Source organism: Pseudomonas sp. MEJ108 (genome assembly GCF_030208985.1).
In the GTDB taxonomy this organism is placed as follows: domain Bacteria; phylum Pseudomonadota; class Gammaproteobacteria; order Pseudomonadales; family Pseudomonadaceae; genus Aquipseudomonas; species Aquipseudomonas fragariae.
This window is the reverse complement of sequence record NZ_JARVSW010000067.1, coordinates 1-13,637: the sequence shown is the minus strand read 5'-3', so window position 1 is coordinate 13,637 and position 13,637 is coordinate 1. Positions and strand designations below refer to the sequence as shown.

The following is a 13,637-nucleotide window of genomic DNA, read 5'->3' as shown; positions in this document are numbered from 1 at the left end:
GACACTCTCTGCGCCGAGCCCGGAAATGGGGCTTCTGCCCGGAGGGCGTGGGAGCGAGCTTGCTCGCGAACTGTCGGGAACCGACAGTGAAACCGTCAAGTGCGGTACATCAGGCACGACCGAGGTCGCTGGTTTTGCTGCCGGTCCCCGGCAGTTCGCGAACAAGTTCGCTCCTACGCCCTGCGGGCAGAATCAAGAGCGGACTTGCGACCAACATCTTCGCGAACAAGTTGGCTCCCACGCCCGGAGGGCAGAATCAGGAGCGGACTTGTGTATCGCGCGCAATCAGGTCTTCACGCCGCCGGAGCACGCCTTGGATCAGGCTGTTTCCAGGCGTCTGCCGCGCTTTCCTCGATGGCTTGCTGGATCGCACGCTTGCGGTTGTTTTCCGCGCGGCGGGTGAAGAACCAGACCAGAAAGGTCGCCAGTGACACGGCCAGCAGGATCAGGCTCGCCACGGCGTTGATTTCAGGCTTCACACCCAGACGCACGGCTGAGAACACTTCCATTGGCAAGGTGGTCGAGCCGGGCCCGGAAACGAAGCTGGCGAGTACCAGGTCGTCCAGCGACAGAGCGAAGGACATCATGCCCCCGGCTGCCAGCGACGGTGCGATCATCGGGATAGTGATCAGCAAGAACACCTTCCACGGACGGGCGCCCAGGTCCATTGCGGCTTCTTCGATCGACAGGTCCAGCTCACGCAGGCGCGCCGACACCACCACCGCCACGTAGGCCGCACAGAACGTCGTGTGCGCGATCCAGATAGTCATGATGCCGCGTTCCTGCGGCCAGCCGATCATCTGCGCCATGGCCACGAACAGCAGCAACAGCGACAGACCGGTGATCACTTCCGGCATTACCAAGGGAGCTGTGACCAGCCCGCCAAAGAACGTGCGGCCCTTGAAGCGGCTGATGCGGGTCAGCACAAACGCTGCCATGGTCCCCAGCGCCACCGCAGCAACGGCGGTGTAGCAGGCGATTTCCAGCGAGCGCATCACTGAGCCCATCAGTTGCGAGTTGTCCAGCAGGCCGACGTACCACTTCACCGACCAGCCGCCCCAGACCGTCACCAGTTGCGAGGCGTTGAACGAGTAGATGACCAGAATCACCATCGGCGCATAGATGAACAGCAAACCCAGCACCAGCATCAGGTTCGAGAATCGAAAGCGGTTCATGCCTTGCCCTCCAGTTCTTTGGCCTGACTGCGGTTGAACAGGATAATGGGCACGATCAGCACCAGCAGCATGATGACCGCCAGCGCCGAAGCCACCGGCCAGTCACGGTTGTTGAAGAACTCCTGCCACAGCACGCGGCCGATCATCAGGGTTTCCGGGCCGCCGAGCAGCTCGGGAATCACAAACTCGCCGACCACCGGAATGAATACCAGCATGCAGCCGGCGATCACGCCGTTCTTGGACAGCGGCACGGTGATTTTCCAGAAGCTGTTGAAGGTGCTCGAACCCAGGTCGGACGCGGCTTCCAGCAGGCTGGTGTCGTGCTTCACAAGGTTGGCGTACAGCGGCAGGATCATGAACGGCAGGTAGGAATAGACCACGCCGATGTACACCGCCAGGTTGGTGTTGAGGATCTGCAACGGCGCGTCGATCAGGCCCAGCCACATCAGGAATGCATTGAGCAGCCCGTTGTTGCTGAGGATGCCCATCCAGGCGTAGACGCGGATCAGGATCGCCGTCCAGGTCGGCATCATGATCAGCAGCAACAGCACGGTTTGCAGGTCCTTGCGCGCGCTGGCGATGGCGTAGGCCATCGGATAGCCGATCAGCAGACACAGCAAGGTGCTGATGAAGGCCATCTTCAGCGAGCCCAGATAGGCCGAAACGTACAGATCATCGCCACTGAGCAAGGTGTAGTTGGCGAAGTTGAGGACCATCTGCAGCTTTTCGTCGGCGTAGCTGAAGATTTCGGTGTACGGCGGGATCGCGACGTCGGCCTCGGCGAAGCTGATCTTGAGCACGATCAGAAACGGCAGAGCAAAGAACAGGAACAGCCAGAGGAACGGCACGCCGATGACCATCTGCCGCCCGTTGGGCTTTATGCGCTCGAACGCGCGCTTGATCTTGCGGATTTTCATGAGCGCAGTACCACGCCGCTGTCGTCTTCCCACCACACGTAGACTTCATCGCCCCAGGTAGGCCGTGCGCCCTGACGCTCGGCGTTGGCGACGAACGACTGCACCAGCTTGCCGCCCGGCAGCTCGACGTAGAACACCGAATGACCGCCCAGATAGGCGATGTCGTGGACCTTGCCACGCGACCAGTTGTATTCGAAGCCTGGCTGCTCGGTGGTGATCAGCAGCTTCTCCGGACGCAGTGCGTAGGTAATGTGCTTGTCTTCCACCGACGTACTGACGCCGTGGCCGACATAGATATTGCGCTCCAGCTCGGGGCTGCGGATCAGCGCATGGGCTTCCATGTCCTCGATCACGTCACCTTCGAAGAGGTTGACGCTGCCGATGAATTCGCAGACCAGACGGCTGGTCGGGGTCTCGTAGATGTCGATCGGGCTGCCGATCTGCGCGATCCAGCCCAGGTGCATGATCGCGATGCGCTCGGCCATGGTCATGGCCTCTTCCTGATCGTGAGTCACCATCACGCAGGTCACGCCGACGCGCTCGATGATCTCCACCAGCTCCAGTTGCATCTGCGAACGCAGTTTCTTGTCCAGCGCACCCATCGGCTCGTCGAGCAGCAACAGCTTGGGCTTTTTCGCCAGCGAACGAGCCAGGGCCACGCGCTGACGCTGACCGCCAGAGAGCTGATGCGGCTTGCGCTTGGCGTACTGGGTCATCTGCACCAGCTTGAGCATCTCCGCCACGCGGGCTTCGATTTCCGGCTTGCCCAGCTTGTCCTGCTTGAGGCCGAAGGCGATGTTGTCCGCCACGGTCATGTGCGGGAACAGCGCGTAGGACTGGAACATCATGTTGATCGGGCGTTCGTACGGCGGCATGTCGGTGATGTCGACGCCGTCGAGGTAGATGCGGCCTTCGGTCGGCCGTTCGAACCCGGCCAGCATGCGCAGCAGTGTCGATTTGCCGGAGCCAGAGCCGCCAAGCAGGGCGAAGATCTCGCCCTTGTTGATCTGCAGGGACACATCGTCCACCGCGATCGTCTCGTCGAACTTTTTCGTGACCCGATCAATCCTGACCAGCACCTCTTTGGGTTGCTGACCGCCTTCGAGGGCTTTCTTGTAGGCGCCGGAGGCAACTGCCATGGGTGAAACTCCCAACAGATAGGCAACCCGGCCCATATGGCCGGGTGCTGGATTTTTATTCGCCCGACTTGACCTTGGTCCAGCTGCGGGTCATCAGACGTTGCACCTTGAGTGGCAACTCGCTGTTCACGAACAGCCGGTCCAGCACTTCCTGAGGCGGGTAGACCGCTGCGTCAGTACGGATTTTCTGGTCCATGAACTCGCCGGAGGCGGGATTGGGGTTGGCATAGCCGACTTCATCGCTGACCTTGGCGATCACCCTGGGGTCGAGCATGTAGTTGATGAAGGCGCTGGCTTCCTTGATGTTTTTCGAATCAGCCGGAATGGCCAGCATGTCGAACCACAGGTTGCCGCCCTCTTTCGGGATGCTGTAGGCGAGCTTCACGCCCTTGCCCGCTTCTTCTGCACGAGCCTTGGCCTGGAACACATCGCCTGAGAAACCTGCGGCAACGCAGATGTCGCCGTTGGCCAGGTCGGTAATGTATTTGGACGAGTGGAAATAGGTCACGTAAGGACGAATAGCCATGAGTTTGGCTTCGGCCTCCTTGTAATCGGCTTCCTTGGTGCTGTTGGGGTCCAGCCCAAGGTAGTTGAGCACCGCTGGCAACATTTCATCGGCAGAATCAAGAAACGCTACGCCACAGCTGGAGAGCTTCTTGATGTTCTCCGGCTCGAACAGCACGGCCCAGGAGTCGATCTTGTCGACGCCCAACACGGCCTTGACCTTCTCGACGTTGTAACCGATGCCGTTGGTGCCCCACAGGTACGGCACGGCGTACTGGTTACCCGGATCGTTCTTCTCCAGACGCTTGAGCAGCGCCGGGTCGAGATTCTTGTAGTTGGGCAGCAGCGACTTGTCGAGCTTCTGGAACGCACCCGCCTTGATCTGCTTGCCAAGAAAGTGGTTGGACGGCACCACCACGTCGTAACCGGTGCGCCCGGCCAGCAGCTTGGCTTCCAGGGTTTCGTTGGAGTCGAACACGTCATACATCGGCTTGATGCCGGTGGTGGCTTCGAAGTCCGTCAGGGTGGTCTTGCCGATGTAGTCGGACCAGTTATAAATATGCACGGTGGACTTAGCCTGGGCACCGAGGGTCAGTGTCAGGCCGGCAGCCGCCAGCAAGGCTTTGGAAAGAATAGAAATAGACAAAGAATGAGTCCTTTTAACAGAGGGGCCTGAGCGCCGGAGGGCGTCCGGAAAACCAAACCGGCGCGCAACTTACCGTCTATGCGTCCAACCAGCAAAGGTTTAGGCAATATTCCTGTCTGCTGGAAGCTGCGCAGCCGAGGCTACGCAGCATCCACAGGTTTGATGACAGGCTTATTCACCTGACTTAATCTTGGTCCAGCTGCGGGTCATGATCCGTTGCGTGGCAGCAGGCAGGTCGGCGATTGCATACAGCTTGGCCTGGACGTCAGCAGGCGGGTAAACGCCCGGATCACTGGTGATTTCCTTGTCGACCAGCGCCGTAGCCGCCGCGTTACCGTTCGGGAAGCGCACGGCGTTGGTGATCTCGGCCATGACTTCCGGCCTCATCAGGAAGTTCATGAACTTGTAGGCACCCTCGACGTTCTGGGCATCCTTGGGAATCGCGACCATGTCATAGAAGCTGCCGGCGCCTTTTTTCGGAATGTTGTAAGCCACTTTGACCTTGCCACCGGCCTCGGCAGCGCGCGACTTGGCCTGGTAGATATCACCCGAGTAGCCGACTGCGACGCAGATGTTGCCGTTGGCCAGGTCCGAGATGTACTTGGACGAGTGGAAATAGCCAATCGACGGACGAATCGTCATGAACAGCTCTTCGGCTTTGGCGAGCTGTTTCTTGTCCTGCGAGTCGGTCGGGTAGTCCAGGTAATGCAGCGCGATTGGCAGCATTTCGGTTGGCGAATCGAGGAAGCTGATGCCGCACGACTTTAGCTTGGCAGCGTTTTCCGGCTTGAACAGCAGGTCCCACGAGTTGACCGGCGCGTCAGCACCCAGCGCGGCCTTGACCTTGTCCGGGTTGATGCCGATACCGATCGACCCCCACATATACGGGAATGCGTACTTGTTATCTGGGTCGCTGACCGACACGGCCTTGAGCAGCGATTCGTTGAGGTTCTTCCAGTTCGGCAGTTTGGACTTGTCCAGCTCCTGATAAACGCCAGCCTTGATCTGCTTGGCCAGGAAGTTGTTGGATGGCACGACCACGTCATAGCCGGATTTGCCAGCGAGCAATTTGGCTTCCAGCGTCTCGTTGCTGTCGAAAACGTCGTAGACCACCTTGATGCCCGATTCTTTCTCGAACTTGGCAACGGTGTCCGGCGCGATGTAATCGGACCAGTTATAGACGTGCAGCACTTTGTCATCGGCCTGCGCAGCAGTGGCCACAACGCCCATCAGGGACAGCGCGAGAAGGGTCTTGCCAAATTTTTTCATGCGTAGCTCCAATGTATTTTTATCACTGACCGTCAGTTAGCGGCGTGTAGCCATTAGTCTGGCAACTTCCTGGGCAGGCTTTCAAGCCGAAGCCCCCTCAAACAATGCACATTGCGCTTGAATCGACGCTTTTTTTGGCATTTTCAGCCCTGCAACACCGCCAGCGTCAGATCCAGGCATTTGCGCGCCTTCTCTACCAGCTCATCGATTTGCGCAAAACTGATCACCAGCGGTGGCGCAATGATCATGGTATCGCCCACAGCCCGCATGATCAGGCCATTGTCGAAGCAGAAGGTTCGACAGATCATTCCCGCGCCCTTGTCGGTATAGCGCTCGCGGGTGGTCTTGTCCTTCACCAGCTCAATGGCCCCGAGCAGCCCGACACCCCGGACTTCGCCCACCAGCGGATGATCGCTCAACTCACGCAAACGCTTTTGCAAATACGGTGCCGTTTCCGACCTGACCCGTTCGACGATCTTTTCTTCGCGCAGGATACGGATGTTCTCCAGCGCAACCGCGGCCGCCACCGGGTGCCCGGAGTAGGTAAAGCCGTGATTGAAATCGCCACCCTCATTGAGCACCGCAACGATTTCATCGCGCACGATCAGGCCGCCCATCGGTACGTAACCGGAGGTCAGGCCTTTGGCGATGGTCATCATGTCCGGCCTGAGGCCATAGAAATCGCTACCGAACCACTCACTGGTACGCCCGAAGCCACAAATCACCTCATCGGCGGCGAACAGGATGTCGTAGCGGGAAAGGATTTCCTTGATCTTCGGCCAGTAGGAATCAGGCGGGACAATCACACCGCCCGCGCCCTGGATTGGCTCGGCAATGAACGCACCGACGTTCTCGACGCCCAGCTCGAGAATTTTCTTTTCCAGTTGCTCGGCCGCCCAGATGCCGAACTCGTCCGGTGTCATGTGGCCGCCTTCGCCGAACCAGTAAGGCTGTGGAATGTGCACCACCCCCGGGATCGGCAGGTCGCCCTGTTCGTGCATGTAGGTCATGCCACCCAGGCTGGCACCGGCGACGGTGGAGCCGTGGTAGCCATTGACGCGGCTGATGATGGTTTTCTTGTTCGGCTGGCCTTTCAGCGCCCAGTAATGACGAACCATGCGCAGCATCGTGTCATTGCCTTCAGAGCCTGAACCGGTGAAGAACACATGGTTCATGCCCTCGGGAGCGATGTCGGAGATGGCCTTGGCCAGTTCCAGCACCGGCGGGTGGGCGGTCTGGAAGAACAGGTTGTAGTACGGCAGCTCGCGCATCTGTTTGCTGGCTGCGTCGGCCAGTTCTTCGCGGCCATAACCGATGGCCACGCACCACAGGCCGGACATGCCATCGAGGATCTTGTTGCCCTCGCTGTCCCACAGATAAACGCCCTCGGCACGGGTGATGATGCGCGGGCCTTTCTCTTTCAGTTGTTTGTAGTCGCTGAACGGTGCCAGGTGATGCTCGCTGCTCAGGGCCTGCCATTCGAGGGTTTGCGGGTTGTTGGCACTCATGCAGCACTTCCTTTGATCAGGTCAGTTGGCAGAGCGCCGCGCCTCGACCGCGGCGGCGCTCTGCGTGATCAGACGGCGAAAAGCAGGAATTCCCGCTCCCACGAACTGATCACGCGCTTGAAGTTTTCATGCTCGGCGCGCTTGACCGCGACGTAACCGATGATGAATTTCTTGCCCAGGTATTTTTCGATGGTCTTGCTGTTTTCCATGCGCTCCAACGCGTCTTCGATGGTCAACGGCAGACGCAGATTGCGCCGCTCGTAACCCCGTCCGACCACCGGTGCGCTCGGGTTGATGCCTTCGACCATGCCGATGAAGCCGCACAGCAGACTGGCGGCGATGGCCAGATAAGGGTTGGCATCGGCACCCGGCAGACGGTTTTCCACGCGACGGTTCTGCGGCACGGCATCCGGCACACGCAGGCCGACGGTGCGATTCTCTTCGCCCCACTCGACGTTCACCGGCGCCGAGGTGTCGGGCAGAAAGCGCCGGAACGAATTGACGTTGGGCGCGAACAGCGGCAACAGCTCGGGGATGAACTTCTGCAGACCACCGACGTGGTTCAGAAACAGCTCGCTCATGGTCCCGTCTTCGTTGGAGAAGATATTCTTGCCGGTCTCGATGTCGATGATGCTCTGGTGCAGGTGCATGGCACTGCCTGGCTCGCCGGTCATCGGCTTGGCCATGAAGGTCGCCGCGACATCGTGCTTGAGGGCGGCTTCGCGCATGGTGCGCTTGAACACCAGAATCTGGTCAGCCAGCGACAGGGCATCACCGTGACGGAAGTTGATTTCCATCTGCGCCGTGCCGTCTTCGTGGATCAGCGTGTCCAGGTCCAGGTTCTGCAGTTCGCACCAGTCATAGACGTCTTCGAACAGCGGATCGAACTCGTTGGCCGCTTCGATCGAGAACGACTGACGGCCGGTTTCCGGACGCCCGGAGCGGCCGATCGGCGGCTGTAGCGGGTAGTCAGGGTCGTCGCTGCGCTTGGTCAGGTAAAACTCCATCTCCGGCGCCACGATGGGCTGCCAGCCCTGATCGGCGTAGAGCTTGAGGACCTTCTTCAGCACGTTGCGCGGCGACAGCTCGATGGGGTTGCCTTGCTTGTCGTAGGTGTCATGAATCACCTGCGCAGTGGGCTCGACCGCCCAGGGCACCAGATACACCGCGTTCTGGTCGGGACGGCAGATCATGTCGATGTCTGCCGGGTCCAGCAGCTCGTAGTAGATATCGTCCTCTACGTAGTCACCGGTCACCGTCTGCAACAGCACGCTTTCAGGCAGGCGCATGCCTTTTTCTGCGATGAACTTGTTGGTCGGCGAGATCTTGCCGCGCGTGATCCCGGTGAGGTCGGACATCATGCATTCGACTTCGGTAATCTTGTGTTCTTTCAACCAATCGGTGAGCTGGTCGAGGTTGGTACTCATAAATACCTCAGGGTTTTATTGTCCTGATCGTGATCAGGCGTTCCAGACGCATCGGCGTCATGATGTACAACTCGTTTCGGCAGACGCCGAATAGGGGTAAGGTGACAGCTGCGGGGTCGGATTTCCAGACGGCCGCGGTCACACTGACGACGCCGCTATACTGGTAGTGTCCAGCGTTGAGAACAGGGCAGACTGGCTTCGATGACCGTTCAGGGATGTCGCAATGCGTGGCAACCCACCACGAGCACCGATATCACAGGCATGATGAGCGCTGTACGGACTTGATAGTCGCGTGTCGACCAGGGAAAGGTGAAGCATTGGACCCCCGCTGTTGTTGCTCTACTGGGTTGCGATCGAGCTTAGCCTCGTTCATTTTTTTATACAACAGCCCGTTAAAAACAGTAGACAGGCCGCTTTAGCTCTTATTTAACATCGGTAAAAAACGGAATAAAACGCCCTAAATAGCAGCAAAAAAGGCCATATGGCGCAGTTTTAGGGCAAAAAAAGGCTCTATTGACTTCATCATGGCTTTCGGATTGACTGAGATCCGCAATCATTGATGATTGATATTTTTAACAACAAAGGTGTTGCATCATGTCGGTACCCCCGCGTGCCGTTCAGCTTAACGAAGCGAACGCGTTCCTTAAGGAACATCCTGAGGTTCTGTACGTTGACCTTCTGATTGCAGATATGAATGGTGTGGTGCGTGGCAAACGCATCGAACGCACCAGCCTCCATAAGGTTTACGAGAAGGGCATCAACCTGCCTGCCTCTTTATTTGCTCTGGATATCAATGGCTCCACGGTGGAGAGTACCGGTCTGGGCCTGGACATCGGTGATGCTGACCGAATCTGTTATCCCATCCCCGACACCCTGTGCAACGAGCCATGGCAAAAGCGCCCTACCGCGCAATTGCTGATGACCATGCACGAACTCGAAGGCGATCCGTTTTTCGCCGACCCGCGTGAAGTATTGCGCCAGGTCGTCGCCAAATTCGACGAAATGGGCCTGACCATCTGCGCCGCGTTCGAGCTGGAGTTCTACCTGATCGATCAGGAGAACGTGAACGGTCGCCCACAACCGCCCCGCTCGCCGATCTCCGGCAAACGCCCGCATTCGACACAGGTCTACCTGATCGACGACCTCGACGAATACGTCGACTGCCTTCAGGACATCCTCGAAGGTGCGAAGGAACAAGGCATTCCTGCCGACGCCATCGTCAAGGAAAGCGCCCCGGCCCAGTTCGAAGTCAACCTGCATCACGTCGCCGACGCGATCAAGGCATGCGATTACGCGGTATTGCTCAAGCGCCTGATCAAGAACATCGCCTACGATCACGAGATGGACACGACCTTCATGGCCAAGCCCTATCCGGGTCAGGCGGGTAATGGTCTGCACGTTCACATTTCGATTCTGGATCGCGACGGCAAGAACATCTTCACCAGCGAGGATCCCGAGCAGAACGCCGCATTGCGTCACGCAATCGGCGGTGTGCTCGAGACCCTGCCGGCACAAATGGCCTTCCTGTGCCCGAACGTCAACTCGTACCGCCGGTTCGGTGCGCAGTTCTATGTGCCCAACTCACCGACCTGGGGCCTGGATAACCGTACGGTCGCCGTTCGCGTACCGACCGGCACTGCCGATGCGGTACGTATCGAACACCGCGTTGCCGGCGCCGATGCCAACCCGTATCTGGTGATGGCTTCGGTCCTGGCGGGCGTGCACCACGGCCTGGTCAACAAGGTCGAGCCTGGCGCTCCGGTCGAAGGCAACTCCTACGAGCAACACGAACAAAGCCTGCCGAACAACCTGCGCGATGCATTGCGCGAGCTGGACGACAACCCGGTGATGGCCAAGTACATCGACCCGAAATACATCGACATTTTTGTCGCCTGTAAAGAGAGCGAGCTGGAAGAGTTCGAACACTCCATCTCCGACCTCGAGTACAACTGGTACCTGCATACGGTCTGATTGAGGCCGAGTAACACAAAACGCCGCAGGCTTTGAGCCTTGCGGCGTTTTTGTTTGGTGTGCATGCCCTCCCCCGGACACCTGTCGTTCCTCACGCTCCAGCGTGGGAGCGATAATCATATGGCCGCACGCTTATCGTTCCGCACGCTCCAGCGTGGGAATGCAGTTCGTGACGCTCCGCGTCACACAGTGGAGCGTTGACGCCTACTTCAGGCTGTACGAGTTGCGGCACTCTTAAAGCCCGAGTTTCATTTACGCACGCTATCTCGCCAGACTGAAGATTTGTGACGCAGAGCGTCACGAACTGCATGCCAACGCGGAGCATTGGCACGATAAACAGTTAGATTTGTGTATACCGACGAGCGTGGAGCGTGGGAGCAATAATCGTTTGGCGACGGCAGCGATTCATCCCGTCAGAATCCCTTACAATGCCTGCAGCCCAACCAAGAGCCACGCCCATGACACGCGCCGCCACTCCTCGCAAACCTCAAGCACGCAGCCAGGCCAGAATCGATTCGATTCTCGACGCCGCCCGCACGCTGCTTGCCGAACAAGGAGTGGCCAGCCTGTCGATTTACAGCGTTGCCGAGCGCGCCGGCATTCCGCCCTCGTCGGTGTACCACTTCTTCGCCAGCGTCCCCGCGCTGCTTGAAGCACTGACCGCCGACATCCACGCCGCCTTTCGCGCCTCGCTGCAGGCACCCATCGATCACGACCAGCTCACCACCTGGCGCGACCTGTCACGCATCGTCGAGCTGCGCATGCTGGCCATCTACAACGCCGACGCCGCCGCCCGCCAATTGATCCTCGCCCAGCACGGCCTGACCGAAATCAACCAGGCCGACCGACAGCACGACATTGAACTGGGGCACTTGATGCTTGAAGTGTTTGACCGCCACTTCCAGCTGCCCGCGTTACCGGACGATGTAGACGTATTTGCGCTGGCCATGGAACTGGGGGATCGGGTGTATGCGCGGTCGGTGCAGTTGCATGACGAGATCACACCGCGCATGGCTGAGGAAGGGATGCGGGTGTTTGATGCGTATTTGGGGTTGTATTTGCCGGTGTTTTTGGTGAAGAGAAAAATATCACCACTGCAGTGACCGTTTGTAGAGACTGAGTGTAATACTGTTATTAACGCTGTTTACGTATAGCCTTACGGTGTTTTCTAGACATACCAGCTGCATATACTTTAAAAGCATTAATATCTCTCAACAGGATAGCTTTATAAAACTGCGACGGGCCAGCCTCTATAAAATTCCCGGTATCTACAGCCCGATTGGATTTATAAAAAAGTATGGTATTTTCTACGTCCAGCAGTCTTTTAAGGTGCCGCTCCAAATAGATTTTGGCCACTTCAAAGTCCGTAGGCACCGCCGTGCTCACTGGATGATGAAACTCCTCAGCCTTCTTCACCCTATACTCCCAGGTCATGGCTGGAGTGGTCATCGCCGGCCTACCTTTATCAGGAGCTTGCAGAGTTGAGGTCGTCGAGGGTGGAGGAGATGAGGCAGCGCTCGTTGATGCCAGGGGTGATATAGGTAAAGGCTTGCCTTCCCGTGAAGGAGGCGCTTCTGAGCGTTTGCCAAGCACCCTCAACAAACGGGTAGATATTCGATCTTTCCGGCTAGGTGATTTCAAGCGTGCGTTTTCTAGTGCCCGTCTGAGTAGCCTGTTATACGGCGCATGCCCTGACGGATCCACAAACCCAATCGGATCACCCCCACAATACCCATACGCATTCAACCCGCCCTCATCAAACGGACTCAAACTGTCCGGGCTGTTGAACCGCATCAACACCGGGTTATAAGCCCGATACCCATTCCCCAGCAGGTAATGCCCGGTAACCGGATCACGCCGCTCGCCATTGAACCCCAGCAAACTGGTCAGTCCGCTTTCCGCCGGGTGATGGCCATAGGCGCTGTACGCTACAGGCTCGATCCCGGACTTATCCACAACCCGCAGGACAGAACGTTGCTGATCGGTCGCAAGAAGCGTCGTGTCCACCACACCATCGACATGCCGCTGCTGAGCCAATAACAGGTCTTCATGCTGAAAGACCGTGCGTCGTGATGCACCCTCTATTTCGGTCGCCAGGCGGTTCTTTTGATAGAAGCGCTGCACATCCGCCCGCCCAACCGGCGAGCTGGAGGCCAGACGGTCCAGCGGGTCGTAGCGATACGTGCACAGCACTGTCTGGTCGGGGGAAGTCATGGCAGCTTCTTCAAATAGAACCAGCCGTCAGCATCCGGCAAAACCGATACGCCGCCTACCTCGCATAAATGCTAGGTAAACGCTCGGCTTCGAGCCTGAAAGCATCATGCTTGAGGTTTTTGATCTCCACATCCAGCGCTCTGTACTGCCGGATGATGTAGGCGTATTTGCGCTGGCGATGGGATTGTATTTGCCATTTTTTTAGTGAAGCGGACCTGAGACAGCGATATTATTTATCTTTAGGCGGATCCCGAACGTACTCACCGAATTTTTCGATATATTTTTTACGGTATGCATTAAAATTAGTTTCTGCGTTAACAAGCTTCGCTCCAAAAAGCTCTCGCGACTGGGACGGATTAATTATACTATGCTTAACTCTCTCAGGGTTTTTCGTGTAATGTTCTATTAGATACTCAGCGTCTCTTACGCGCCCCTCAAACCTTTCATACCGTCTCTTTGCGGAACTCTCATCAATAGGCAATCTAGTCGAAAGTCCATTAATTAAATTTTTCCTTTTTAGTTCCAACGTCCTACGCTGCTCAGTCCGCCTGCGACTCGAAACAGATTTAGCCGACGAAGTAGACGTAGAGGCGGACGCGGACGCGGACGGTAGCTTACTTGCCTTTTTAGATACCAAGGATGGTACAGCCGCAGGAGTATGTTTGCCCCCTAAAACACGCGCAGCAGGGCTGACGCCTTGCAGAGCGCGCTGTGCAATAAGAGTAGCTGCTTGCGGACCGAACTTTTCAATCATGTCTGCCGCCTGTATGAGAATTGAAAATGGCATATGCCCCGACGGATCCACAACTCCCACCGGATCCCCTCCACAATACCCATACGCATTCAACCCGCCCTCATCAAACGGAC

The 13,637-nt window shown here is 57.7% G+C and carries 10 protein-coding genes and 2 pseudogenes; 3 read left to right on the top strand and 9 right to left on the bottom strand.

The features are described 5' to 3' along the window. Window positions 1-293 precede the first annotated feature (293 nt). The 7 genes from QRN50_RS23250 to QRN50_RS23220 form a co-directional block, all read right to left on the bottom strand. The gene (locus tag QRN50_RS23250; protein ID WP_004407356.1) at window positions 294-1,175 is read right to left on the bottom strand and encodes an ABC transporter permease subunit; all 882 of its coding nucleotides are present in this window, start codon (window positions 1,173-1,175) and stop codon (window positions 294-296) included. Next, complete coding sequence (locus tag QRN50_RS23245) at window positions 1,172-2,092, bottom strand: ABC transporter permease subunit (protein ID WP_003372160.1); 921 nt, start codon at window positions 2,090-2,092, stop codon at window positions 1,172-1,174. Before QRN50_RS23245 ends, QRN50_RS23250 begins: the two co-directional genes overlap by 4 nt. Then, a complete protein-coding gene (gene potA / locus QRN50_RS23240) occupies window positions 2,089-3,231 on the bottom strand; it encodes a polyamine ABC transporter ATP-binding protein (RefSeq protein ID WP_011269271.1) in 1,143 nt (380 codons plus the stop codon). The genes QRN50_RS23245 and potA overlap by 4 nt, the downstream gene beginning before the upstream one ends. A gap of 55 nt (window positions 3,232-3,286) precedes the next feature. Next, complete coding sequence (locus QRN50_RS23235) at window positions 3,287-4,381, bottom strand: polyamine ABC transporter substrate-binding protein (protein ID WP_096126798.1); 1,095 nt, start codon at window positions 4,379-4,381, stop codon at window positions 3,287-3,289. Window positions 4,382-4,552: 171 nt separating this feature from the next. Then, complete coding sequence (locus QRN50_RS23230) at window positions 4,553-5,650, bottom strand: polyamine ABC transporter substrate-binding protein (RefSeq protein WP_060400258.1); 1,098 nt, start codon at window positions 5,648-5,650, stop codon at window positions 4,553-4,555. Between the two features lie 143 nt (window positions 5,651-5,793). Beyond that, window positions 5,794-7,158, bottom strand: a complete 1,365-nt coding sequence (locus QRN50_RS23225; protein ID WP_096126797.1) for an aspartate aminotransferase family protein — start codon at window positions 7,156-7,158, stop codon at window positions 5,794-5,796. A 68-nt stretch (window positions 7,159-7,226) separates the two neighbouring features. Then, a complete protein-coding gene (locus QRN50_RS23220; RefSeq protein WP_002555767.1) occupies window positions 7,227-8,585 on the bottom strand; it encodes a glutamine synthetase family protein in 1,359 nt (452 codons plus the stop codon). 594 nt (window positions 8,586-9,179) lie between these two features. On the opposite strand from QRN50_RS23220, the gene QRN50_RS23215 reads away from it, so the two are divergent. Together QRN50_RS23215 and QRN50_RS23210 are read left to right on the top strand one after the other, a co-directional pair. Further along, window positions 9,180-10,556 carry a glutamine synthetase family protein gene (locus QRN50_RS23215; RefSeq protein WP_003413528.1) on the top strand — a complete coding sequence of 459 codons (1,377 nt, stop codon included), beginning with the start codon at window positions 9,180-9,182 and terminating at the stop codon, window positions 10,554-10,556. A 458-nt stretch (window positions 10,557-11,014) separates the two neighbouring features. Next, the gene (locus QRN50_RS23210) at window positions 11,015-11,659 is read left to right on the top strand and encodes a TetR/AcrR family transcriptional regulator (protein ID WP_024642508.1); all 645 of its coding nucleotides are present in this window, start codon (window positions 11,015-11,017) and stop codon (window positions 11,657-11,659) included. Window positions 11,660-11,690: 31 nt separating this feature from the next. On the opposite strand, the gene QRN50_RS23205 is transcribed toward QRN50_RS23210, so the two are convergent. After that, window positions 11,691-12,770, bottom strand: a complete 1,080-nt coding sequence (locus QRN50_RS23205; RefSeq protein WP_285427627.1) for an RHS repeat-associated core domain-containing protein — start codon at window positions 12,768-12,770, stop codon at window positions 11,691-11,693. 103 nt (window positions 12,771-12,873) lie between these two features. Here QRN50_RS23205 and QRN50_RS23200 point away from each other — a divergent pair. Next, window positions 12,874-12,957, top strand: a pseudogene (locus QRN50_RS23200) (TetR/AcrR family transcriptional regulator); the annotation flags it as partial. Between the two features lie 42 nt (window positions 12,958-12,999). Here QRN50_RS23200 and QRN50_RS23195 read toward each other — a convergent pair. After that, window positions 13,000-13,637 (bottom strand): annotated as a pseudogene (locus tag QRN50_RS23195) (RHS repeat-associated core domain-containing protein); the annotation flags it as partial.

What these genes read in the sequence shown, in the direction of transcription:
- QRN50_RS23250 (WP_004407356.1), bottom strand. Translation starts at nt 1,175, where the DNA reads ATGAACCGCTTTCGATTCTCGAACCTGATGCTGGTGCTGGGTTTGCTG.
- QRN50_RS23230 (WP_060400258.1), bottom strand. Translation starts at nt 5,650, where the DNA reads ATGAAAAAATTTGGCAAGACCCTTCTCGCGCTGTCCCTGATGGGCGTT.
- QRN50_RS23225 (WP_096126797.1), bottom strand. Translation starts at nt 7,158, where the DNA reads ATGAGTGCCAACAACCCGCAAACCCTCGAATGGCAGGCCCTGAGCAGC.
- QRN50_RS23205 (WP_285427627.1), bottom strand. Translation starts at nt 12,770, where the DNA reads ATGACTTCCCCCGACCAGACAGTGCTGTGCACGTATCGCTACGACCCG.
- QRN50_RS23245 (WP_003372160.1), bottom strand. Translation starts at nt 2,092, where the DNA reads ATGAAAATCCGCAAGATCAAGCGCGCGTTCGAGCGCATAAAGCCCAAC.
- QRN50_RS23215 (WP_003413528.1), top strand. Translation starts at nt 9,180, where the DNA reads ATGTCGGTACCCCCGCGTGCCGTTCAGCTTAACGAAGCGAACGCGTTC.
- QRN50_RS23210 (WP_024642508.1), top strand. Translation starts at nt 11,015, where the DNA reads ATGACACGCGCCGCCACTCCTCGCAAACCTCAAGCACGCAGCCAGGCC.
- potA (WP_011269271.1), bottom strand. Translation starts at nt 3,231, where the DNA reads ATGGCAGTTGCCTCCGGCGCCTACAAGAAAGCCCTCGAAGGCGGTCAG.
- QRN50_RS23220 (WP_002555767.1), bottom strand. Translation starts at nt 8,585, where the DNA reads ATGAGTACCAACCTCGACCAGCTCACCGATTGGTTGAAAGAACACAAG.